The 22,901-nt window shown below is 71.4% G+C and carries 20 protein-coding genes; 13 read left to right on the forward strand and 7 right to left on the reverse strand.

Annotated features, from left to right (window positions below; translation table 11 throughout):
• Positions 1 to 60: 60 nt before the first annotated feature.
• Both OWM54_RS16495 and OWM54_RS16500 read left to right on the forward strand, forming a co-directional pair.
• Positions 61 to 1,047: a zinc-dependent alcohol dehydrogenase family protein gene (locus tag OWM54_RS16495; protein WP_267698128.1), complete on the forward strand. Its 987-nt coding sequence runs from the start codon at positions 61 to 63 to the stop codon at positions 1,045 to 1,047.
• A gap of 29 nt (positions 1,048 to 1,076) precedes the next feature.
• Complete coding sequence (locus tag OWM54_RS16500) at positions 1,077 to 1,850, forward strand: glucose 1-dehydrogenase (protein WP_267698129.1); 774 nt, start codon at positions 1,077 to 1,079, stop codon at positions 1,848 to 1,850.
• A gap of 4 nt (positions 1,851 to 1,854) precedes the next feature.
• On the opposite strand, the gene OWM54_RS16505 is transcribed toward OWM54_RS16500, so the two are convergent.
• Both OWM54_RS16505 and OWM54_RS16510 read right to left on the reverse strand, forming a co-directional pair.
• Positions 1,855 to 4,608 carry a hypothetical protein gene (locus OWM54_RS16505; RefSeq protein ID WP_267698130.1) on the reverse strand — a complete coding sequence of 918 codons (2,754 nt, stop codon included), beginning with the start codon at positions 4,606 to 4,608 and terminating at the stop codon, positions 1,855 to 1,857.
• Between the two features lie 44 nt (positions 4,609 to 4,652).
• Positions 4,653 to 6,080, reverse strand: a complete 1,428-nt coding sequence (locus OWM54_RS16510; protein WP_267698131.1) for an ELWxxDGT repeat protein — start codon at positions 6,078 to 6,080, stop codon at positions 4,653 to 4,655.
• A 199-nt stretch (positions 6,081 to 6,279) separates the two neighbouring features.
• Between OWM54_RS16510 and OWM54_RS16515 the strand changes: the two genes are divergently transcribed.
• From OWM54_RS16515 to OWM54_RS16525, 3 genes are all read left to right on the forward strand, one after another.
• Positions 6,280 to 7,701: a galactose oxidase-like domain-containing protein gene (locus OWM54_RS16515; RefSeq protein WP_267698132.1), complete on the forward strand. Its 1,422-nt coding sequence runs from the start codon at positions 6,280 to 6,282 to the stop codon at positions 7,699 to 7,701.
• Positions 7,702 to 7,758: 57 nt separating this feature from the next.
• A complete protein-coding gene (locus OWM54_RS16520; protein ID WP_267698133.1) occupies positions 7,759 to 8,451 on the forward strand; it encodes a zf-TFIIB domain-containing protein in 693 nt (230 codons plus the stop codon).
• An 84-nt stretch (positions 8,452 to 8,535) separates the two neighbouring features.
• Positions 8,536 to 8,892 carry a PilZ domain-containing protein gene (locus OWM54_RS16525; RefSeq protein ID WP_223745912.1) on the forward strand — a complete coding sequence of 119 codons (357 nt, stop codon included), beginning with the start codon at positions 8,536 to 8,538 and terminating at the stop codon, positions 8,890 to 8,892.
• Between the two features lie 10 nt (positions 8,893 to 8,902).
• On the opposite strand, the gene OWM54_RS16530 is transcribed toward OWM54_RS16525, so the two are convergent.
• The 3 genes from OWM54_RS16530 to OWM54_RS16540 form a co-directional block, all read right to left on the reverse strand.
• The gene (locus OWM54_RS16530) at positions 8,903 to 9,562 is read right to left on the reverse strand and encodes a TetR/AcrR family transcriptional regulator (protein ID WP_223782469.1); all 660 of its coding nucleotides are present in this window, start codon (positions 9,560 to 9,562) and stop codon (positions 8,903 to 8,905) included.
• Positions 9,559 to 10,671 (reverse strand): saccharopine dehydrogenase, encoded by a 1,113-nt coding sequence (locus tag OWM54_RS16535; RefSeq protein ID WP_267698134.1) that lies wholly within the window; start codon positions 10,669 to 10,671, stop codon positions 9,559 to 9,561. The genes OWM54_RS16530 and OWM54_RS16535 overlap by 4 nt, the downstream gene beginning before the upstream one ends.
• A gap of 281 nt (positions 10,672 to 10,952) precedes the next feature.
• Positions 10,953 to 12,143, reverse strand: a complete 1,191-nt coding sequence (locus tag OWM54_RS16540; protein WP_267698135.1) for a GTP-binding protein — start codon at positions 12,141 to 12,143, stop codon at positions 10,953 to 10,955.
• Between the two features lie 387 nt (positions 12,144 to 12,530).
• On the opposite strand from OWM54_RS16540, the gene OWM54_RS16545 reads away from it, so the two are divergent.
• From OWM54_RS16545 to OWM54_RS16570, 6 genes are all read left to right on the forward strand, one after another.
• Positions 12,531 to 13,367: an urease accessory protein UreD gene (locus tag OWM54_RS16545; RefSeq protein WP_324289123.1), complete on the forward strand. Its 837-nt coding sequence runs from the start codon at positions 12,531 to 12,533 to the stop codon at positions 13,365 to 13,367.
• 84 nt (positions 13,368 to 13,451) lie between these two features.
• Positions 13,452 to 14,222: an urease subunit gamma gene (ureA, locus tag OWM54_RS16550; protein ID WP_223745908.1), complete on the forward strand. Its 771-nt coding sequence runs from the start codon at positions 13,452 to 13,454 to the stop codon at positions 14,220 to 14,222.
• On the forward strand, positions 14,219 to 15,934 hold the full coding sequence (gene ureC, locus OWM54_RS16555) for an urease subunit alpha (protein WP_267698136.1): 1,716 nt from the start codon (positions 14,219 to 14,221) through the stop codon (positions 15,932 to 15,934). The genes ureA and ureC overlap by 4 nt, the downstream gene beginning before the upstream one ends.
• Before the next feature lie 20 nt (positions 15,935 to 15,954).
• Complete coding sequence (locus tag OWM54_RS16560) at positions 15,955 to 16,617, forward strand: urease accessory protein UreF (RefSeq protein WP_223782466.1); 663 nt, start codon at positions 15,955 to 15,957, stop codon at positions 16,615 to 16,617.
• Positions 16,618 to 16,629: 12 nt separating this feature from the next.
• Positions 16,630 to 17,364, forward strand: a complete 735-nt coding sequence (ureG, locus tag OWM54_RS16565) for an urease accessory protein UreG (protein ID WP_267698137.1) — start codon at positions 16,630 to 16,632, stop codon at positions 17,362 to 17,364.
• 28 nt (positions 17,365 to 17,392) lie between these two features.
• The gene (locus OWM54_RS16570; protein WP_267698139.1) at positions 17,393 to 18,160 is read left to right on the forward strand and encodes a ceramidase domain-containing protein; all 768 of its coding nucleotides are present in this window, start codon (positions 17,393 to 17,395) and stop codon (positions 18,158 to 18,160) included.
• Between the two features lie 27 nt (positions 18,161 to 18,187).
• Here OWM54_RS16570 and OWM54_RS16575 read toward each other — a convergent pair whose 3' ends face one another.
• The gene (locus OWM54_RS16575; RefSeq protein ID WP_267698141.1) at positions 18,188 to 19,264 is read right to left on the reverse strand and encodes a leucine-rich repeat domain-containing protein; all 1,077 of its coding nucleotides are present in this window, start codon (positions 19,262 to 19,264) and stop codon (positions 18,188 to 18,190) included.
• A 219-nt stretch (positions 19,265 to 19,483) separates the two neighbouring features.
• Between OWM54_RS16575 and OWM54_RS16580 the strand changes: the two genes are divergently transcribed.
• Both OWM54_RS16580 and OWM54_RS16585 read left to right on the forward strand, forming a co-directional pair.
• On the forward strand, positions 19,484 to 19,987 hold the full coding sequence (locus tag OWM54_RS16580) for a hypothetical protein (RefSeq protein WP_267698142.1): 504 nt from the start codon (positions 19,484 to 19,486) through the stop codon (positions 19,985 to 19,987).
• Between the two features lie 221 nt (positions 19,988 to 20,208).
• Positions 20,209 to 22,299 carry a Kelch repeat-containing protein gene (locus tag OWM54_RS16585; RefSeq protein WP_267698144.1) on the forward strand — a complete coding sequence of 697 codons (2,091 nt, stop codon included), beginning with the start codon at positions 20,209 to 20,211 and terminating at the stop codon, positions 22,297 to 22,299.
• A gap of 121 nt (positions 22,300 to 22,420) precedes the next feature.
• On the opposite strand, the gene OWM54_RS16590 is transcribed toward OWM54_RS16585, so the two are convergent.
• Positions 22,421 to 22,840, reverse strand: coding sequence for a type II secretion system protein GspG (locus OWM54_RS16590; protein ID WP_267698145.1), 420 nt, complete (start codon positions 22,838 to 22,840; stop codon positions 22,421 to 22,423).
• Between the last annotated feature and the right edge of the window lie 61 nt (positions 22,841 to 22,901).

Consider the following 22,901-nt stretch of genomic DNA (forward strand, 5'->3'; position numbering starts at 1 on the left):
TCCGGGCCCGAAGGTCGCTAGGGTGCGGACCCGAATTCCCGCGCGCACTCGGAGCAACCCATGAAAGCGGTCCGATTCTCGAAGTTCGGGCACCCGTTGAAGGTGGTGGAGCTGGTGGAGGAGCCCGACGCGGCGCTCGAGTCGGGGCAGGTCCGCATCGAGGTCCTGGCCACGCCCATCAACCCGTCGGACGTGCTCACCCTGTCGGGTCAGTACGGCTCGCTGCCCAAGCTGCCGGCGGTGCCGGGCAACGAGGGCGTGGGCCGCGTGGTGGAGGTGAAGGACACCTCGGCCGTGAAGGTGGGAGACCTGGTGTTCCTGCCGCTGGGCGCGGGCACGTGGCGCACGCACCTGGTGGCGCCCGCCGAGGGGCTGGTGACGGTCCCCCCCGACACGGACCTGAAGCAGGCGTCCATGTTGTTCGTCAACCCGCCCACCGCGGACATCCTGCTGCGCGAGTTCGGCGCGCTCAAAGCCGGGGACTGGGTGCTGCAGAACGCCGCCAACTCCGCGGTGGGCCGCTACCTCATCACCCTGGCGAAGCAGGCCGGCTACAAGACGCTCAACGTGGTGCGCCGCGAGGAGCTGGCGAAGGAGCTCACCGAGCTGGGCGCGGACGTGGTGCTGACGGACACGGATGATTTGCCCGAGCGCGTGAAGGCGGCGACGGGCGGCGCCAAGGTGCGGCTGGCCATCGACGCGGTGGGCGGCGACTCCACGCGGCGGCTGGGGGATTCGCTCGCCACCGGCGGCACGGTGGTGAACTACGGCGTCATGTCCGGCAAGGGTCCCAAGCTGTCGGCCGCGGCCACCATCTTCAAGGACATCACCCTGCGCGGCTTCTGGCTGGTGCTGTGGCTCAAGCGCGCCCCGCGCGAGCAGCAGCAGGAGATGTTCGGCCGGCTGGCGAAGCTGGTGGCCGACGGCACGCTGAAGACGGCGGTGGAGGGCACCTTCACGCTGGACGCCATCCAGGAGGCGCTGGCGCGCTCGATGGAGGGTGGACGCGGCGGCAAGGTGCTGCTCACGCCCAATGGGCCTGTCTGAAGACACGCTGTTCGACGGGAGGCACGACGATGAAGCGCGTGGAAGGCAAGGTGGCACTGATTACGGGCGCGGCGGGCGGGCTGGGCAGCGCGGCGGCGCGGATGCTCGCGCGCGAGGGCGCCAGGGTGGTGGTGACGGACCGGCCCCAGCAGGAGGAGGCCGGCGTCGAGGTGGCCAGGTCCCTGGGTGAGGGCATGGGCCTGTTCGTCCCGCTGGACGTCACGCGCGAGGAGGACTGGGTGCGCGCGATGGAGGTGACGCTGGAGAAGTTCGGCCGGCTGGACGTGCTCGTCAACAACGCGGGCCTGGGCGTCCCCAAGGACGTGGAGAACATCACCCTGGCCGAGTGGCGGCTGGTGCACGCGGTCAACCTGGACGGCACGTTCCTGGGCTGCAAGCACGGCATCCAGGCCATGCGCAAGTCGGGCGCCAGGGGCTCCATCATCAACATCTCCTCCGTGGCGGGGCTCATCGGCGTGCCCACGCTGGTGGCGTACGGCAGCGCGAAGGCCGCCGTGCACATGTTCACCAAGTCGGTGGCGCTGCACTGCGCGCACCACGGCTACGGCATTCGGTGCAACTCCATCCACCCCACGTTCATCGAGACGAACATGGTGAAGGCGCTGATTGCGTCCTCGGGCTCTCCGGAGCGGGCGCGCGAGGGGCTGCGGCGCACGATTCCCCAGGGCGCGCTGGGGGAGCCGGATGACGTGGCCAACGCCGTGGTCTACCTCGCCTCGGACGAGTCGAAGCTGATGACGGGCGCGGAGATGATTCTCGACGGCGGCTCCACCGCGCAGTAGCGGTTCAGCTCCAGGGCGCGTGGAAGAGCTGGGAGAAGCGCAGGCCCAGCTCCGGACGCCGAATCATCGCCTCGCCCCAGGCGCGGCCCTCCGTGCCCCACGACGTCACGGACAGGCCATTGGCGGCGAACACTTCCAGTGCGTCGTCGCCCATGCTGAGGGCCTTGAGGATGCGCGAGTAGTCCAGCACCGAGGCCATCGTCGCGCCGGGGAAGATGACCTCCACGTCGATGGGGAGGAGCTCCACCTGGGGGCTCGCGTCGAACCGTCGCAGCTGCGCGGGACGCGGCCCCAACCGCGCCAGCGCGTCCGCCAGCCGGGCCTGGTGCGCCTCCTGCTCCGCGCGGGCCCGTGCGGCCTCGTGCGCGGCGGCTTCGACCTCGAGACGGGCGAGCTCGAGCTGACGCTCCTGGTCGCGGCGCCGCGACTCCTCCACCCGCCTGCGCAGCTCGGCCTGGCGCAGGGCCTCCGCCTCCTCGGCTCGACGCTCGAGGGCCTCGCGCATCAGCCGCACCTCGACGTGCAGGTCCTCGAGCAGGTCCCGCTGGTAGCTCGACTCGGTCTCGGGTGAGGCCGCCGAGAGCACCCGGGCCTCGAAGCCGGGGAACCACGCGAGGAAGCGCTCCGCGTCGGGGACGAGGGCGTCGTGTCCCGAGCGCAGGGCCCCGGCCAGCGGCGCCGCGGCGAGGAAGACGGCGTGTGACGTGGAGCGAGGCCACGTGTCCACGCGCGCCTCGGCCGCCGCCCAGACGAAGGGGAGCCTCGCGGGCAGCGCTTCCACGGGCGCGTTCTCCACGAGGAAGGACACCAGGTCGGGCAGCCTCTTCTGTGAGTCCACGCGCCACCAGGTCTCGAAGATGGCGATGGCGTCCGGCTGCGCCGCGCGCTGACGCTCCCAGAGTTCCTGTCGCCAGGGCTCGAACGCGGCCAGCAGCTCCGCGCGCTCGACGGGGTGACGCTGGAAGCGCAGCCACACCGCGTCGATGAGCTCCTCGCGTCCGGAGATGCCGCTCCAGGAGCGCACCGCCTTGTTCAAGGGCGCCAGGATCGTCGAGCGCGCGGGGCGCTCCCACGCGGCCATCAGCAGCCGCGCGCACCGCCCCGGAACCGGGCGCTCGCGACGCAGGCGTCCGGGCAGCGACACGAGCAACTCCAGGAGCGGCGCCGCGCACGCCGCGTCCCGCGCCCAGGTGTGCACCAGGGCCAGTTCCTCCACGTCTCCGTGGACGAGGAAGTCCACGAGTGCGCGCGAGTCGAGCAACTCCGCGCGCTCGGACGAAGACGCGCGGGACAGGGCCTGGCCCGCGGCGCGTTGGAAAGCTGTCGCGGACGCATCGTCCGGGGCCTCGTCGCCTTCGCGCACCCACTCCAGCAATCGCAGCACACGCGCCGCGGGCAACGTCCCCAGGCGGGCATCGGCCCACTGCCGCCAGCGCTCGCGCACCTCGGGCGGCAGGCTCGCGTAGGGCGTCTGGCGCGCCCACTGGGACAGCGGCTCGATGAGCCCGTCATCGAATCCAGCCGAGACTGTCAGCAGCGCGTCCACCGCTTCCCACGAGGCGGGCGCGGGCCAGCGCCGCATCACCTCGCGCGCGAGCACCGCGCTCCGCGTCTCCCGCAGGACCGTGAGTAATGCGGGAGCGCCCATCGATGCCAGCGTCCTCGCCGCCAGCGCGGCCCGGTCCTCGGCATCCGAGTCCTGCGCGGCATTGCCCTCACCGTCCGAGTTCAGCGCGCCCCTCGCCTTGTCGTCCGAGCCACGCGCGGCTCTGGCCTTTTCGTCCGCGCCCTGGACGACTCTGGCCTCATCAGCCGAGCCTTGCGCTGCGCTGGTCTCATCGTCCGCGCCCTGGACGGCTCTGGCCTCAACGGCCGAACCTTGCGCTGCGCTGGCCTTGTCGTCTGAGCCCTGCGCGGCCCTGGCCTCGGCGTCCGAGCGCAGCGCGGCGAGCAGCCCTCTCTCGTCCCCCAACACGAGCGCGCACTCGAAGGCGATGTCCTCGTCCTGGGCGCGCAGGCCCTCGCGCAACGCGAGCAGCAGGTCCACCTCCGGCGCCTTGCCGGTGGCGCGCACCCACGCCACGGCGGCGCGGGCGGCATGCTCCGGATGATTCGCGAACACGTCGCGCGCATGGCGCGCGATGAGCTCCCGCTGCGGCCGGCCCGCCGGCGCGACGAACCAGACCCGCCAGCGCGTCAACGCAAGCGCGGCCTCCAGGCGGGCGAGCCCATCCGCATACAGCGCCCCCTGCGCCGCGGAGTACAGCTCTCGCGACGGCCGCCCCCGGTTCACCGCCGCGAGCGCCGCGAGCTGTCGCACGCCCGGGTCCTCGCTCCGCTGGTAGAGCGCATCCAGCGAGTCATCCGCCTCCGCCGCCGCGTCACGAGAGACCGGCGGCTGGCTCCAAGGAACCACGTCCGCCCAGCGGTCCTCCGCCTCCTCGACGAAGCCCCCGAGCGTCAGGAAGGGCTCGCAGCGCCGCGCGTCCTCGACGATGCGCAACACCCCCGCCCACTGCCCGGAGTACTGGGCCTCCAGCTGTCGGGCCAGCCCAGGCTCCAGCGCCTCCAGTCGCCCCGTCAGCGCGAAGCGGTCCACCCCCGCGTGCAACAGCATGCGCGCCGCGCCGTAGTGCTCGGGCGCCACCGGACCACAGGCGCAGCTCGGACACCGGACACCGGGAGGATTGAAGCGGGTGCAGCCCGGACACCGCACCCGCGCGCCGCGAACGGCGCCATTGTCCCAGAAGGGAGCCATGCCCCCTGTCTACAACGTCCCGGGACCTGTTTTCCTCCAGGTGCTCACGGCCCCGGCACAAGGCACCTGCCGTCCGGCCGGAACGGCAGCGTGAAGAGCCGCCGCACCCCCGTCGCATCCTCCGCCGAGAAGAAGACGCTCCACCCCGAGCGCCGGAAGCTCCTCGGCGACGAGCCCCGAGGCCCCGGCGCCAGCTCCGTCAGCGGCACCGTGCCCACGCGAAAGCCGTTGCCCACCCACGGCTCCTGGCCCCGCCCCCGGATGTCCGCGCTGAAGAACAGGTGGTCCTCGACCACCGTCAGCGCCTGCGGAAACGAGCCGCCCGGCCCCAGCTCCAGGTCCCCGAAGATGCGCGTGCGCGCGGCCGTGCCGTCGCTGTCCCAGAGCTCCACGCCGTGGGTGCCGTCGTCCGCGGCGAAGAAGAGCGTGTCCGCGAGCACCGCGAAGTTCTGCGGATTGGAGCCGACGTTGCCCGCGCGCACGTCCTCCACCAGCACCGTGCCCGCCGCCGTGCCGTCGCTGCGCCACAACTCCAGGTTCTCGTCCTCCATGTGCGCCGCGGCGCTGAACACCAGCCGCTCCCCCACCGCCGCCAGCTCCCCCACGCGCGCGAAGGTGCCCAGCATCACCGGCGCCCTTCCCGCCTCCGACACCATCAACCCCACCGCGCCGTGGTGCTGCTGGCTCCTGACGAAGAACAGCTTGCGGCCCACGGGCACCAACGGGAACTGGAAGCCCAGGTCACTGGGCACACGCACCACCTCGGCGGCGTTCGGCCCCACCCCCAGCCGCATCAGCCGCGTGAACAACCCCCGGGACGAGATGACGAAGTACAGCGCGCCGTCCCCACCCCGGGTGAGCTGGTCCGGCGAGGAGTCCTCCACCCCCGGCTCCAGGTCCTCCACCAGCACCGTGCCCGCCGCCGTGCCGTCGCTGCGCCACAGCTCCCGCCCATGCGCCGGGTCTCCCGCCGTGAAGTACAACAGCCCCTGGTACTCGAAGAGCGCGTTCGGGAACGAGCCCACCTCGCCGGGCCAGATGTCCTTCACCCGGACGGTGCCCTCCGGCGTCCCATCCGAGACGAACAGCTCCCGCCCCGCCGCCGGGTCGTTCGCGGCGAAGAACACCTTCGCGCCCACCCGCGTGAACCAGGTCGGCTCCGAGCCGCCCACCCCCGGGAACACGTCCTTCAACAGCCGTGTCCCCGCGCCCGGCGCGCCCGAGCTCACCCAGGGCTCGCGGCCGCGCTCCGCGTCCTCCGCGCTGAACACCATGCCGCCCGTGCTCGGCGCCATCGGCGGGGTGTAGGGCCTGTCCTCCACCAGCGTGACCCCCAGCGACACCGCCGTGCGCGAGCAGTACTCCCAGGACTCCAACAAGGGCGAAGCCGCCGCCTCCACCGGCTCCGGCGATCCCGAGGCCGGGGCACACCCCACGAGCAGACCCACCCACAGCAGCCAACGGCACCTCATCGGGACATCTCCTTCGTCGACACGAATCGAGCCAGACAGAGGACCAAGCCACCTCGCGCCCTCCGCGGACAACGGTCCTCCGGTGGCACGGCTCGTCACCCAGCCGTCAGTGACTTGCGACGGGCGGACAGCTCGCGCCCGCGCGCGACGTCCCTAGGTTCTGGCCCCTCGTCCGCCCGACCCCGCCTGGAGCCCGCCAATGCGCCACCCTCCCCTGCCTCGTCGGTGCGCGGTCCTCGCCGTCCACCTGCTGGGCCTCGTGGTGCTGGGCGCCACCTCGGCCAGGGCCCAGGTGCCGTCGCTGACGGGGCGCTGGTCCAGCGTGCTGACCTGGCCCATCTCCGCCACGCACCTGTCGCTGATGCCGGACGGCAAGGTGCTCTTCTTCGGCGAGTTCGACGAGGGCGCGCTGCCACCCCGCCGCTGGGACCCGTCCACCGGGGCGCTCACCACGTATCCGTACGCGGGCTACAACATCTTCTGCAGCGGCCACAACTTCCTGTCCAACGGCAAGCTGCTGGTGACGGGTGGCCACATCGCCAGCCACGTGGGCCTGCCCGACACCAGCGCGTTCGACTTCAACACCAACACCTGGACCCGGCTGCCGGACATGAACGCCGGGCGCTGGTACCCCACCAACACCACGCTCTCCAACGGCGACGTGGTGGTCATCTCCGGAGAAATCGCCGGAGCGGGCGACATCAACGAGATTCCCCAGCGCTTCATCGCGGGCACCAACACGTGGCGCACGCTGACGGGCGCCCGGCGCAACCTGCCCTTCTATCCGAAGATGTTCCTGGCGCCCAACGGCCAGCTCTTCTACGCGGGCTCGCTGCGCGGCTCGCTCTGGCTGAACCCCAATGGCAACGGCGCCTGGACCACCGGCCCCCTGAGCAACTTCGGCGGACGCAGCTATGGGCCCGCGGTGTTCATCGACGGCAAGGTGACGCTCTTCGGCGGAGGCGAGCCGCCCACCGCCACCGTGGAGCAGATAGACCTCACCGTGGCGGCGCCGAGCTGGCGGTACGTGGCGCCCATGAGCATCCGCCGGCGCCAGCACAACGCGGTGCTGCTACCGGACGGCACCGTGCTCATCGTCGGCGGCAGCAGCGGCAGCGGCTTCGACGACGCGGCCTCGCCCGTCCGCCACGCGGAGCTCTACAACCCCGCCACCAACACCTGGACCTCGCTGGCCAGCCAGGTGCGCTACCGCGGCTATCACTCCACCGCGGCGCTCCTGCCGGACGGGCGCGTGCTGTCGGCCGGCGGCGCGAACGAGCGCACCGCGGAGGTCTTCTCCCCGCCCTACCTCTTCAAGGGCGCGCGCCCCGTCATCACCGCCGCGCCCACCACGTCCCAGCCCGGCGCCACCTTCTCGATTACGACACCCGACGCGGCCCGCATCACCCGCGTGTCGCTCATCGCGCTCAACTCCACCACGCACACCTTCGACATGAACCAGCGGCTGCTCACCCTGGCCTTCACCCGGACCTCCGGCGCCCTCACCGTCACCGCGCCCCCCAACCGCAACCTCGCGCCGCCGGGCTACTACCAGCTCTTCATCGTGAACGACGCGGGCGTGCCCTCGTACGGCCGCAGGCTGCGCATCCCGCCCCCGTGAGCCCCGCGTCGACACCCCCTGCGGGCCCCGGCGGATTCATGGAAGGATGCCCGGGTCATGGAACGCTCCTGCCCCGTCTGCCCGCCCCCCGCGCCCCCGCTGCGCGTCATCGACCTGCGCGGTGTCCCCGTGGACACCTGCGCGCGCTGCCAGGGACACTGGCTGGACGCGGGCGAGCTGGAGCGGCTGGCGCCGGGCTGGAGGACGGAGGCGCTCCAGGCCGCGCTGCCCTCCGCGACCCGGCGCTGCCGCCACGCGCGGCACCATGTTCCGGCCACGCGCGAAGAATGTGGCCTGTGTGGCTCACCCGCCGCGCGCTGTCCGTCCTGCGACGAGACGCTGTCCCAGGTGCGCACGGAGGTCTGCGCGGTGGATGTGTGCTCGCGCTGCCACGGGCTGTGGCTGGACGCGAACGAGCTGAAGCAGCTGATGGACTGGCACCGCCGCTGGAAGCGGCCGCTGGTGGTGGGGCTGACGGCGGCGGGCACCACGGCGGCCGCGGCCGTCGCGCTCTCCCAGGTGGCGGGCGACACCCCGACCCGCACCCGGGTGACGGAAGTCCTTCAGTCCACGATGGAGCAGGCGGCCGAAGCGGTGGACGTGGTGGAGCTGGCGGTGGGGGCGGTGGACCTGGCGGGCAGCGCCGCCGAGGGGGTGGGCACGGCCGTCGAAGCCGCGGTGGAGGGGGGCGAGGTCGTCTCCGCGGCCGTGGGCGGGCTGCTCGCGGTGGTGGCGGGGTTGTTCCAGTGACCCACCTGCACGGCGCGTCTGAATCCCCTATGCTCGTGACAGGCCCGTGAGACCCGCCGGATCCTGACGGGGGGAGCGCCGATGATGAACCCAGCAAGTCAGAAGAGCAGCCTGGCGGATGACCGCCGTTCGTTCCCTCGCCTCCAGGCGCCGCTCTATGCGCGCCCGGCGCGACTGAAGTTCGGGGACAAGCAGCGGGTGCTGGATGCGAGCCTCGGCGGCGTGCGCATCTACTCCGACGACGCGTACACCGAGGGCAGCAACCTGGAGGTGGACCTGTTCCTGGGAGACGGCACGACGCTGGAGTGTCGCGCGCGCGTCGCGTGGCTGCGCAAGCTGCCCAAGGACGCGGCGGCCGTCTACGAGGTGGGGCTCGCGTTCATGGACGTCCCCCCGGAGGCGCTCGAGCGCCTCAAGTCGGTGCTCGTCGCCGAGGACTGAAGGCGCGCCGTCATTCGGGCGGGGTCGTCCAGTCGGCCCAGAGGGCGCGCAGCTCCTGCTCCAGTCCCGGCACCGCCACGGAGCGCAGGCTGCCGCCGCCGCGGAAGAGGGACAGTCCCTCGAAGAAGGCCATCAACAGGGCGGCTCGCCGCTCACGGCGCGCGGGCGTGAGCCCGGGGGTCAGCGGCGTGAGCAGCTCGACGAGCCCCTCGCGATAGCCCGCGTAGAAGACCCCGAGCGCCTCGGCCACCATGGTGTCCCTCGCGGCCAGGGCCCACAGCTCGGCGAAGAGCTGGAAGTGCCGGGGGGACTCCTGGTCCTCCAGGATGGCGTCCAGCGCGTGTCGCAGCCGCTGGTCGGGGTGCGTGCCCGCGCCGTCCATGCGCTCGCGGACGTGGCGGATGGCGGCCTCCAGGTAGCGCGACAGGAGCGCGCGCACCACGTCCTGCCTGGTGGGGAAGTAGTACTGGAGGTTGCCCAGGCTCAGCCCCGCGCGCTGGGCCACGCCGCGCAGGGCGAGGCCCGCGGAGCCCTCCTCCACGAGGACGTCCATGGCCGCGTCGAGGATGCGCTCCACGCGCTCGTGGCCCTTCGCGTGGACGGCGGTGCCCGCGCGGGGCCTCGCGGAGGGGAGCGTGCCGGGCGGCTTGCTCGCGCGGCGGGGGCTCACGCGGCCACCTTCGACGGGACGGGGGCGGCGCCGACGAGCGACTCGTCGAGGCGCACCTGGACGCCGCACGCGCGCAGCGCCGCGAGGGCATGCTCGGCGCGGGGCTCGTGCTCGGGGAACCACACGCCGGGGGCGTGCGGCGGCGCGCCGTCGACGCCGAGCAGCCGCTCCACGCCGAGCAGCGCGCCCACGGCCGTCAGGTGCGCCTGGCCCTTGGGGTCGACCACCTCGACCCGGACGCGGCCGTGTTCGCCCACCACGTCCGCGACCCAGGCCGCGTCACCACCCTTGTTGCTGGTGGCGAGCAGCGCGCGGCGCAGGCGCGTCAGGCGGGGATGCTGAAGCAGCTTGAGCACGCCGAGCCGCTGGAGGACCACCAGGGCCCAGGTGGCGGAGTCCGCGTCGAAGCCCATCCGCGTCGCCACGCCGCGCGCGCCCAGCACCGCGGGCAGCGTGGCCTGCTCGGGCGTGTCCAGGCGGAACACCCGCGTGCTCTTCCCGTCGGAGAAGGTCACCTTCCGTCCATCCGTCAGCGGCAGCACGTGGCGCTCCTGGCCGTCCTCCTTCACCTCGAAGGACAGGGCCAGCCGGTCCATGTACTCGAGGGAGTCCGGTCCCGCCACGTCGGCGAGCGCGAAGCGGATGCCCACGTCCACCTGGGCCAGCGCCCCCACGCGCGCGGCGGCCACGGCGACCAGGCGAGGCACCAGCCCCGCCATCCACGAGGAGCCCAGCAGCACGGGCGCGCGAGGGGGCGTGCCCGACAGGCGCAACATCGCGGAGCGCATGCGCGAGGTCCATCGGGTGATGTCCAACAGCGGCACCCCGGCGCGCGCGGCCCAGACGAGGAGGTGGTCCTCGGGGTCGTTCACCAGGGTGACGACGGCGGCGGGCCTGCCCTTCAGCACGGCCAGCGGGTCCCTGGCGCGGATGTCCATCGCCACGCCCTGGGCCAGCCCGAGCTGGGAGGCGAGCGCGGCGGCCTGCTCCTGCCGGCGTCCGGCGATGACCAGCGGCAGCTTCGGGTGCCGCTCCCTCAAGAGCCGGGCGAGCCGGACTCCCACCACGCCATAGCCACCCACCAGGACGACGCTTCCCTCGGACTCCATGAAGACTCCCGTGCACGGACACGGACCGTCCGTGCCTCACGGGAGGACAATATAGGTCGTTCGACCTAATTTTCACGACAATCGCCCGGGAGCCGGAGGTGGACGGGGCGAAGGTGTTCCGGACAGGGGGATGGCCCATCGCCATCATCGTCTCGGAGGAGAGCAAAGCAGCCTTGGAGCGCATCGGGGCGACCGGAACGAAGGACACGACGCACCTCTCCCCCCGGCCTCGACAAGGAAGCCAGCAACCCGGTACCTGGAGATGACCGCGAGGGGGCGGCTCAGCAGACCTTCGTCACGATGCCGACGCCCACGGTGCGGCCGCCGTCGCGCACCTCGAAGCGCAGCGTCTCCTCCAGCGCGACGGGGTCGGTGAGCTCCACCAGCAGCAGGAGGCTGTCGCCCGGCTTCCCCAACCGCTCCCCCTCCAAGAGCTTCACCGCCCCCATCATGTCCGTCCCATGGAGGCAGAACCGCAGGCGGTCATCGTCGAGCAGCACGCCGTGTCGCCCCCCATCGGCCCGGGGCAGCAGGTAGACCCGCGCGATGAACCGGTGGTGCGCGCGGATGCTGCCGGGCCTGGCCAGCACCTGCCCACGCTTCAGGCTCCAGCTCTCCAGGCCGCGGACCCGCACGTCGACCTTGTCGCCCACCCGGCCTTCACGCAGTGGCTCGTGGAACCGCCCGATGCTCGTCACCACCGTCTTCAGCGTCGGCCCCAGGCCCACCACCTCCACCTCTTCGTGGAGCTGGAGCGTGCCGCGCTCCACCCGCCCTCCCACCACCGCGCCGCGACCGATGATGAAGCGCACCCCCTGCACCGGCATCAGGAACGGCTCGCGCGTCGCGCACCTGGGCGGGGTGATGGAGCGGTCTACCACCTCCAGCAGTCGCTGGATGGCCGGCTCCCCCCACGCCCCCGTGTCGCCCGCCAGCGCCCTCTGCGCCGAGCCGATGACGATGGGCGTCTCATCGCCCGGGAAGTCATACGACTTCAGCAGCGTCCGGACATCCTGCTCCACCAGCTCGCGGATCTCCGGGTCGTCCATCAGGCGCCACTTGTTCAGGAAGACCACGATGGACTTGATGCCGACCTCGCGCGCCAGGCGGATGTACTCGCGCGTCTGGGGCATGGGGCCCTCGTCCGCCGACACGACCAGGATGGCCCCATCCATCGGCGTCGCCCCCGTCAGCAGCCCCTTCACGCAGTCCACATGCGACGGAGGGTCCACGTGCGAGTAGCGCCGATTCGACGTCTGACATTCCATGTGCATCATCGAGAGGGAGATTCCCCGGGCCCGCGTCTGTCTGGCCGTGCCCCACCCCGTCGGCGACCAGACCGGGGCATCACCCGACTTCGCCAGCAGCTTCGTGATGGCCGCCGCCAGGGTCGTCTTGCCGTGGCCCTGGTGGCCCAGCACGCCGATGTTCACTCGGGGCTTGAGAGATTCGAGCTCCGCCTGCACACGCATGACATTCCTCACCGTGACCGGTCCGCCGATGCGCCGGCCCGCGATAAATCCCAGGGAAATCACTGGGAGACACAGGTTGTCTGTCAATTCAGGAGAACTGCATCAACCGGAACGAACGAGGCGTCCGCCATCCCGCAGACTGGACCGACCCTGGGCTTCCCTGCCTGCCGTTTCGCTGCAACACCAGACATCGTGTCTGGGTATCACCCGCATGAGCTCCCCGAGCCCCGGCCCCCGTGTCGCCACGGGAGCCCCGCAGAGAGGTGATGCGGCGGGGGGCTCGAGAGAATGCCTGTCCAAGGGGAGCAACGTCGCGCGACGCCCCTGGAGGTCTGACGCGAGGTGGCCCCTTTCCCTCCGGCGCCAACTGGTCCAGGCTCCAGCCACGTGAGCCAGGTCCCCTCCTCCGAGACACCCCGACGCGCGGGCTTCGCCCGGCTCGCCTTCGAGCGCGCGGGGGGGCGCACCGTGGTGAGCACCGCGCTGGCGCACAGCCCGCTGCGACTGCTCACCCCGCGCAACCACGGCCACGCCGCGTGGGCGTACACCAGCTCGTTCGGCGGCGGGCTGGTGGACGGAGACTCGCTCCGCCTCGACCTCGACGTGGCCCCCGGCGCCACCGCGTGGCTGTCCTCCCAGGGCGCCAACCGCGTCTACCGCTCCCCCTCCGGCTGCACGAGCGACGTGTCCGCCCGCGTGGGCGACGACGCCCTGCTCGCGTGGGTGCCGGACCCCACCGCGTGCTTCTCCGGCGCGCGCTACGCCCAGACACTCGCCTTCCGGCTCGCGCCCACCGCGTCGCTCGTCCTCGCCGACATCGTCACCTCCGGCCGCAGCGCCAGCGGCGAGCGCTGGGCCTTCTCCCACTACGCCTCCACCCTGCGCGTCCACGTGGGCGAGCGCGCCCTCGTCGACGAGCGCTGGCTCTTGGACCCCACCCACGGCCCCCTGCGCGAGCGGCTCGGCCGCTTCGAGGCCATGGCCTCCCTCCTCCTCGTCGGCCCCGCCCTGGCCACCGCCCGCGAGGCCCTGCTCGCCCGCGTCACCGCGCTGCCCGTCACCCCACGCGCCGACCTCGTCCCCTCCGCCAGCCCCCTGGGCCCCCACGGCCTGCTCCTGCGCGCCGCCGCCGTCTCCGTCGAGTCCCTGGTGCGCACCACCCACGACTGGCTGTCCTTCCTCCCCGCCCTCCTCGGGGACGACCCCTGGGCCCGCCGCGTGTGAGCCCCCTCCTGGCGGCGCACCCCGGCCCTGCACTAGTGTTGACGCATCAAGTCATGGCGCCGTCGAACCCCGGGAGTCGCGCGCGTGCACCTGTCCCCTCGAGACGTCGACAAGCTGTTGCTGCATCAGGCGGGCTTCCTGGCCCAGAAGCGGCTCGCCCGAGGCGTCCGGCTGAGCTACCCGGAGGCCGTCGCGCTCATCGCCACGCAGTTGCTGGAGTTCATCCGTGACGGCAGGAGCGTGGCGGAGCTGATGGACCTGGGGCGCAAGCTGCTGGGGCGCGCGCAGGTGATGCGGGGGGTGCCGGAGATGCTCGCGGAGGTGCAGGTGGAGGGCACCTTCCCGGACGGCTCCAAGCTGGTGACGGTGCACCACCCCATCGTCGCCGAGCACGGCGACCTGGAGCTCGCGCTGTACGGCAGCTTCCTGCCGGTGCCCCCACGGGAGCGCTTCACGGCCTCCACCGCGGCGGACGACGGCATCCCCGGCGAGGTGCGCGTGCTGCCCGGCGAGGTGGAGCTCAACGCGGGCCGCGACAGCGTCTTTCTCCGCGTCACGCACCGGGGAGACCGTCCCATCCAGGTGGGCAGCCACTACCCCTTCTTCGAGACGAACCGCGCGCTCGTGTTCGACCGGGAGAAGGCCTACGGCCACCGCCTGGACATCCCCGCGGGGACGGCGGTGCGGTTCGAGCCGGGGGAGACGAAGACGGTGAGCCTGGTCGCCATCGCGGGCGAGCAGGTGGTGCGGGGCGGCAACGCGCTGGGCAGCGGCAAGGTGTCCGCCGAGAACCGCGAGCGCGCGATGGCGCAGGTCCGCGAGCAGGGCTTCGGCCACGAGGAGGAGCGCGAATGAGCCGGAAGATGGACCGTCGCCACTACGCGGACATGTTCGGCCCCACCACCGGGGACAAGGTGCGGCTGGGCGACACGGGCCTGTGGGCCCAGGTGGAGCGCGACGCCACCGTCTACGGGGACGAGTGCAAGTTCGGCGGCGGCAAGGTGCTGCGCGAGGGCATGGGCCAGCGCGCGGGCGTGGGCGACGCGGACGCGCTGGACCTGGTCATCACCAACGCGCTCATCCTCGACTGGACGGGCATCTACAAGGCGGACATCGGCGTCAAGGCGGGCCGCATCGTCGGCATCGGCAAGGCGGGCAACCCGGACATCATGGCCGGCGTGACGCCCGGCATGGTGGTGGGCGTGACGACGGAGGCCCTCTCCGCGGAGGGCCACGTCGTCACCGCGGGGGGCCTGGACACGCACATCCACTTCATCTGCCCGCAGCAGGCGGACGAGGCGCTCGCCAGCGGCATCACCACCTGGGTGGGCGGCGGCACCGGCCCCGCCACCGGCACCAAGGCCACCACGTGCACGCCGGGCGCGTGGAACCTGCAGCGGATGCTCCAGGCCACCGACACGCTACCGCTCAACATCGGCCTGACCGGCAAGGGCAACACGTCCCTGCCCCACGGCCTGGTGGACCAGATTCGCGCGGGCGCCATCGGCCTGAAGCTGCACGAGGACTGGGGCACCACGCCCGCCGCCATCGACACCTGCCTCACCGTGGCCGAGGACGAGGACGTGCAGGTCACCATCCACACCGACACGCTCAACGAGTCGGGCTACGTGGATGACTCGCTCGCGGCCATCAAGGGCCGCACCATCCACACGTACCACTCGGAGGGCGCGGGCGGCGGCCACGCGCCGGACATCATCCGCGTGTGCGGCGTGGACCACGTGCTGCCCTCGTCCACCAACCCCACGCGCCCGTACACGGTGAACACGCTGGACGAGCACCTGGACATGCTCATGGTCTGCCACCACCTGGACCCGGGCATCCCCGAGGACGTCGCCTTCGCGGAGAGCCGCATCCGGGGCGAGACCATCGCCGCGGAGGACATCCTCCACGACCTGGGCGCCATCAGCATCATGTCCTCGGACAGCCAGGCCATGGGGCGGGTGGGCGAGGTCATCTGTCGCACGTGGCAGACGGCGCACAAGATGCGCGAGCAGCGCGGGCGGCTGTCCGGCGAGCAGGGTGACAACGACAACCTGCGCATCCGCCGCTACGTGGCCAAGTACACCATCAACCCGGCCATCGCCCACGGGCTGTCGCACGAGGTGGGCTCGGTGGAGGTGGGGAAGCTGGCGGACCTGGTGCTGTGGCGCCCGGCCTTCTTCGGCATCCGTCCGGAGCTGGTGCTCAAGGGCGGCTTCATCGCCTGGGGACAGATGGGGGACGCCAACGCGTCCATCCCCACGCCGCAGCCGTTCATGATGCGGCCCATGTTCGGCGCCAGGGGCCGGGCGCTCGGGGCCACCAGCCTCGTGTTCGTCTCACCGCGCGCGCTGGCCGAGGGCACCACGCGCGAGCTGGGTCTGGGCAAGCGCGCCGTCGCGGTGAAGCGGTGCCGGGGACTGGGCAAGCGCGACATGCGGCTCAACGACGCCCTGCCTGTCATCACCGTGGACCCGGAGACCTACGAGGTGCGCGCGGACGGGGAGCTGCTCCGCTGCGAGGCCGCCGTCCGACTGCCGCTGGCGCAGCGCCACTCGCTGTTCTGAAAGGACGGGGACTTCCGCGCATGGGCTCGTCCTGGAAGGTGCTCCAGCTGGCGGACTCGGGCTTTCCCACGGGGGGCTTCGCCCACTCGGGAGGGCTGGAGGCGGCGGTGCAGGCCGGCGAGGTGCGCGGCGCGCCGGAGCTTCGCCGCTTCACGCGGGAGCTGTTGTGGCAGGCGGGGCATGGCGCCCTGCCGCTGTTGAGCGCGGCGCACCGCGAGCCCTCGCGGCTGCCGGAGCTGGACGCGCGGGCGGACGCGTTCCTCACCAGCCATGTCGCGCACCGGGCCAGCCGCACGCAGGGCCGGGCCTTCCTGGACACGTGCGCGCGCATCTTCCCGGGTCCGGTGGGGCCGCTGCGCGAGTCGGCGCGGGCCGCGGGGATTGGCTTCCACCACGCGCCGGTGTTCGGGGCGGTGGTCCGCGCGCTGGAGGTGGAGCTGTCGGAGGCGCAGCGGCTGCACCTGTCGCTCACGCTGCGCGGCGCGCTGTCGGCGGCGGTGCGGCTGGGCATCGTCGGCACGCACGAGTCGCACCAGCTCCAGCACCAGGCGACGCCGCTGTTGGACGCGGTGCTGGAGCGCTGCGCGGGGCTGGGGTTGGAGGCGCTCGCGCAGCCCTCGCCATTGTTGGACTTGTTGGGTTCCACGCACGACCGCCTCTATTCGAGGCTCTTCCTGTCCTGAGGTGAAGCGCACATGCACGACGACCACAGGGGCCACGGCCACGACGATGAGCACGACCACACGCATGAGGAGTGGGAGCATCCGGGCCACTTCCACGAGCGCGAGGAGCCGAAGCGGCGTGATTACCAGGCGCGCGCCTTCACCATCGGCATCGGCGGGCCGGTGGGCAGCGGGAAGACGGCGCTGGTGCTGGCGCTGTGCCGCGCGCTGCGTGAGCGCCACCGGCTGGGCGTGGTGACCAACGACATCTTCACCCAGGAGGACGCGGAGTTCCTGGTGCGAAACCACGCGCTCTCACCCGAGCGCATCAAGGCGGTGGAGACGGGAGGCTGCCCGCACGCGGCCATCCGCGAGGACATCAGCCACAACCTGCTGGCGCTCGAGCAGCTCATGGAGGAGCTGACGCCGGAGCTGCTCATCGTGGAGAGCGGCGGCGACAACCTGGCGGCGCAGTACAGCCGGGAGCTGGCGGACTACACCGTGTACGTCATCGACGTGGCGGGCGGGGACAAGGTGCCGCGAAAGGGAGGCCCGGGCATCACCCAGTCCGACTTGCTCATCATCAACAAGACGGACCTGGCGCCCCACGTGGGCGCGGACCTGGGCGTCATGGAGCGCGACGCGAAGAAGATGCGCGGCGACGGCCCCTTCGTCTTCACCCAGGTCACCCAGGGCGTGGGCCTGGACGCCGTCGTCGAGCACCTGCTCACCGCGTGGAAGCAGCGCACCGGAGCCCGGACGGGCTGAGGCCGCGAGGTGCTACGCTCCGCTCCACATGTCCGCGATTCCCACGGGCTACTGGGGCCCGAGCACCTCGACCGTGGATTGGTGCGAGACGAACTACCAGCACTTCTTCCACATCGGCGAGCTGTTCAACTCGGCCTCCAGTCTGGTGCTGGTCCTCGTCGGCGTGCTGGGCGTCGTGCTCCACTGGCGCGTGCTGGAGCGACGGTTCCTGCTCGCCTTCGGGCTGCTCGCGCTGGTGGGCGTGGGCAGCACCGCGTTCCACACCACGCTGCGCCGCGAGCACCAGATGCTGGACGAGCTGCCCATGCTCTATCTGGCCATCGTCATCGTCTACATCCTGCTCGAGGACCGACCCCAGCGGCGCTTCGGGCGCTGGTTCCCGTGGCTGTTGTTCTGTCACGCGGTGTTGGTGACGTACCTGACGGCCTTCACGCGCGGCGCGCTCCAGTTCTTCCTCTTCCAGGTGAGCTTCGCGTCGCTGGAGTTCTTCGCGCTCGGCCGCACCTACGTCCTCCAGCGGCGCAGCCCGGATGCGAGCACGAAGCGGCTGTTCCAGCTCGGCATCGCGTCCTATGCGCTCGCCATCGTGCTGTGGGTCAGCGACATCCAGTTCTGCCCCACGCTCAACGAGACGCTCCCCGCGCACGCATCCCCAACCCCCAGTTCCATGCCTGGTGGCACGTGCTGGTGGCCTTCGGGTTCAACGCGCTCCTCCTGGTCATCGCGAAGGAGCGACTGCGGACGCTGGGGAAGGACTCACGTCTCGGCAGGCTGCTGGGCGTGGTCCCGTGCGTGAAACTGACGCCGCCCGGAACGTGAGGCGTCAGCTCAGGCCCAGCTTGCACTCGGGGAGCGCGAGCCGGAGCTGCTCGAGCTCCTGGGGCGGCAGCGTCGTCGAGTAGAGGTCCAGCGTCCTGAGCCACGGCATCCGGAAGAGGACCGGCGGCACCGTCGTCAGGGGCGTGGACTGGAGGTCGAGGAAGGTCAGGCGACGCAGCCGCTCCAGCGAGTCGGGCAAGGTCGTCACGCCGGTCTGCCGCAGGTTGAGCGACTCGAGTGACTCGAGGTTCCCCAGCTCCGGCGGCAGCTGCGCCAACGCGGGGTTGAAGGACAGGTCCAGCTTCTTGAGCTTCGTGAGTCGCCCCAGCTCCGGTGGGACCTGCTGGATGCCCGTGGTGCGCACCCAGAGGGACTCCAGCTCGGTGAACTCGCCGATGACCGGCGGCAGCTCCCCCAGCTTGCGGCCGTTGAACAGCAGCTCCTTGGAGTCGCGCGGGAACCTGTCGAACAGGACGAAGGCGCCCTTGGCCTTGGACGCGGCCGCCCTCGGGAGGGAGGCCTGCGCGAGGTCCGGCGGCTCCTGGGAGGTGGCGCCCTCCTCCGCGCCCTGGAGTGACTCGGCCATCGAGCCCAGCTCCTCCGCGAGCCAGGCGGAGAACGGCCCCAGTTCGTCCACGGGGAGGCTCTCCTCCACGCTCCACACGACCAGTCCGTCGCCCTGGGTGCCCTGGCCGAAGGCGAAGCCGTTGACGTCCTCCAGGTCGCGCGCGGCGAACATCACGAACGCGTACGTGTGCGTCCCCGCTTCGCGCTCGGCGCGGACTTCGCTCCAGTGCCGGTCGGGGACACCGGTCTGCTGGGACAGGCTCACCCGCCAGCGCGGCGGGAGGAAGCCCAGCGTGGACTCGGAGGTCGACAGCCACCGATAGCCGAGCGCCTCGATGAACTCGACGTACTCGGCGGGCAGCAGCGACGCGATGTCGGGCACGGCCGAGAACGGCACGACGCGCGGCTCCAGGTCCTCCGCGTAGCGCCCCACGGCGCCCCTCCCCAGCACCTGGGTGGCCTGCTTCTCCACCTTCTTCCACTGCGTCGTCGGCGACACGGACTTCTTCGGCATGTCCTGTTCCCTACCCGCATCCGAATCCGTGGGGGAAGCGCGAATGCATCCTGGAGCCCGGCGCGTGACGCCGGCGCGCCCGACCTCCCTGTATTCCAGGCCAGTCCACGCCTCCTCGAAAACATCTGCTCCCACTTCAATCCCACCTCGTTTGCCGCGCCAACGGCAACCATGTTAGGAATTGAGCCCATCCCCGCAATGGCATTCCAGGAGGTTCTCGTGACCCGGAACGTGAAGCGATTGCGGGCTTTCGCCCTGCCGCTGTCCCTTGCCCCGACCAGCGGCCTCGCCGAGCCATCCTGGACAGAGACCTTCGTGCTGCCTGCGCGCCCCTCGACTCCGGGTGCCATGCCCCTGCTGTGCATGGCGTGGCAGGAGTACTACGTCCTGAACCTCACCGGCGTCACGGTCTCGTCATCCGGGACCCTGACCCCTCCCTTCCCGAACTTCGTCGCCGCCGGCGGTTTCGCTTCGGCGGGAGTGTTCACCAACCTTCCGGGAACCCACCAGTACCTCTTCACGACCAACCCCTCGGATCCGTTGGGCGCCGCGAAGACGTGCATCTGGCAATTCTCTGTCACCCGCGACAGCAACGGAGTCTTTTCCGGCGTCATCAACCAGGCCTCCGCCGGCAATCAGGGGGTCCTCTGCACCATCGACCCGACGCAATCCTATTTCGACCCCTCCACCTGCCGGAGCCAGGTCGTCACCTACATCCAATGAGCTGCAACTCCTGACACACCACGCTCAAAAATTTCCTTCGAGCGCCGAGGTGGCGACCGACCCGGTCAGGGTCCGTTTGAACTGACTGGGATAAGGGTCCAGGATTCGCCGCGCCCGAGCGGAGAGCGATTCCCGCGCCGTCGGGCGCTCCCATGAAACGAATTGCGCTCCTTCCTGCCCTGCTCACGCTCATTGCCTGCGCGGCTTGTGGTCCCGCGACCGTGGAGTCACCCCCTCCCGCCACGGACTCTCAGACCGCGGCCCTCGCGACGCCACAATGGCTCCCGACCACCTCGGCGCTCTATGCGCGGGGCAACGCCACCGCCACGCGGCTGGCTACCGGGCAGGTGCTCGTCGTCGGAGGCAGCATCTCCGGCGCCGTGACGGCCACCGCGGAGCTGTACAACCCGGCCAACGCCTCGTGGACGTCCACGGGCTCGATGACGGGCGCTCGCAGCGAGCACACCGCCACCCTGCTGGACAACGGCCGCGTGCTGGTGGCGAACGGCTACGGCGGCGGGGGCGCGGGCGTCGTGCTCAACACCGCGGAGATCTACTGGCCGACGACGGGGACCTGGACCGCCGCGGCCGCTTCTCCCTCGACTCGCACGGTGGGGCAGGCCGCGAAGCTCACCACGGGCAAGGTGCTCATCACCGGCGGCTACTCGGGCGCCATCGGCATCCTCTCCAGCGCGGACCTCTATGACCCGTTCACCAACAGCTGGACGGCCACGAGCATGAACGGAGGTCGCTACCGGCACACGCTGACCGCGCTGCCCGGCGGCAAGGCGCTCGTCGCGGGTGGCAGCGGCCGGCTGAGCACGCTGAGCACCGCGGAGCTGTTCGACTCCGCGACGAACAGCTTCACCCATGCCGCCCCGATGAGCCGGGCGCGCCACAGCCACACCGCCACGATGCTGCCCTCCGGCAAGGTGCTCATCGCCGGTGGCAGCGGCACCAACACGGCGGAGCTGTACGACCCGGCCACCAACACCTGGACGCCCACCGGCTCCATGTCCCGCGCCCGCTCCAGCCACCACGCCGCGCTGCTGCCGTCCGGCAAGGTGCTCGTCTTCGACAGCAGCGGCACCAGCGAGCTGTATAACCCCGCCACGGGCACCTGGAGCATCACCGCGCCCCTGCTCTCCAGCCGCACCGGCGGCGTGTCCGCGCTGCTGCGCTCCGGGCAGGTGCTGCTCTCCAGCGGCGCCATCGGCGCCACGCCCACGGCGTCCTCGGAGCTGTATGAGCCGGGACAGCAGTCGTGGAGCGCCACCGGCTCGCTGTGGGTGGGACGCTGCCAGCACACCGCCACGGAGCTGCCCTCGGGGGCGGTGCTCGTGGCGGGCGGCTCGAGCTCCGGCACCCCGCTCGCGAGCGTGGAGTCGTATGACCCGGCCACCAGGACCTGGTCGTCGCTGGGCTCGATGACGCAGGCGCGCAGCGGACACGTGGCCGTGCGGCTGCCGTGGGGACAGGTGCTGGTCATCGGCGGCAATGCGTCCACCACGCAGACCACGACGGAGCTGTACGACCCGGACACGAATACGTGGACGGCGCGTGGCAGCCTGAACAACGCGCGCGAGGGCTTCACCGCGACGGTGCTGCCCACCGGGAAGGTGGTCGTGGCCGGTGGACGAATCAACACCATCAACTACCTGACCAGCGCGGAGGTCTACGACCCGGCCACGGGCACCTGGTCGGTCACGGGCAGCCTCAACTTCGGCCGCGCGGACCACAGCGCGGTGCTGCTCCCGGATGGCAAGGTGATGGTGGCGAGCGGAACGTACTTCACCAACTCCATGACGACGCAGACGCCGACGGTGGAGCTCTATGACCCGACCACGGGGGCGTGGACGTACACCACCAACATCGCCTGGGCGGGGAGGAGCGACTTCACGCTGGACGTGCTGGGCTCCGGGCTGGCGCTCGCCGCGGGTGGACGCACGGGCAACTCCCTCAACTTCGGCGCGCTCTCCGTGAAGGTGGCGGATGTGTACTCGCACACCACGGGCACGTGGACTCCGGTGGGGAGCCTCGCCACCACGCGCCACGAGCACTCGAGCGCCTTGCTCGCGTCGGGCGCGCTCATGGCGGCGGGAGGCCTGTCGCGCGTGGGCGGCGGTCAGCCCGTCACCACCACGCTGGCCAGCGCGGAGCTGTTCGACCCGGCGACGAACACCTGGAAGGAGACAGCGGGCATGCGCGTCGCCCGCGCGGGCTTCACGCTGACGCCGCTGTACACCCAGGAGGTGCTCGCGGTGGGCTGCGGGCCCGCCGGTGAGCCCTCGGCGGAGCTGTACACGCCGTAGCGGCGTGTCACGGGGCGACGGTGCTTCGGGCCCGTCGCCCCTCGTCATTCGAGCCTCACGTGCCGCTCGAGGTCGTTCAGATGAGGCGAGTGCTCGCCTCTCCGAATCCGTCAGGCCCGACTCAGCTCTTGTGGGCTGGTGCGGAGGCAGACGAGATGTCGGCGTTCTCGTCCTCACCGCCCGCGGCGCCGTCCGCGCCGTAGGAGAGGACGACGGGGCGGCCGCCCTCGTTGAGGTACACGTAGTCGTTCTGCCACGGGTCCTTGGGGAGCTGCTCGAGGACCCGGCTCTCCACGAGCGCGCCGAGCCCCGCGCTCGTGTCCGGGAAGTGTCCTGTCTTCGTGTAGTGGAGCTTGAGGGCGGTCTCGATGTTCTTGATGTCCAACGAGGCCCTGTCTTCCTTCGCTTCTCCCAGCATGGGCATGACGGCGACGCCGACCGCCGCGGCGATGAGCCCGAGGATGGTGATGACCACCATGATTTCGATGAGCGTCATGCCGCGACGGTGACGGCGGTGCTGCCTGGACTTGTTCCGGTTCATGACTGTTCTTCACCTCATGTGACGTTCTGGCAGGGTCGCTTTCGTCGCGTGCGTCGCCATG

This window comes from Myxococcus sp. MISCRS1 (assembly GCF_026626605.1).
Taxonomy (GTDB): Bacteria; Myxococcota; Myxococcia; order Myxococcales; family Myxococcaceae; genus Myxococcus; species Myxococcus fulvus.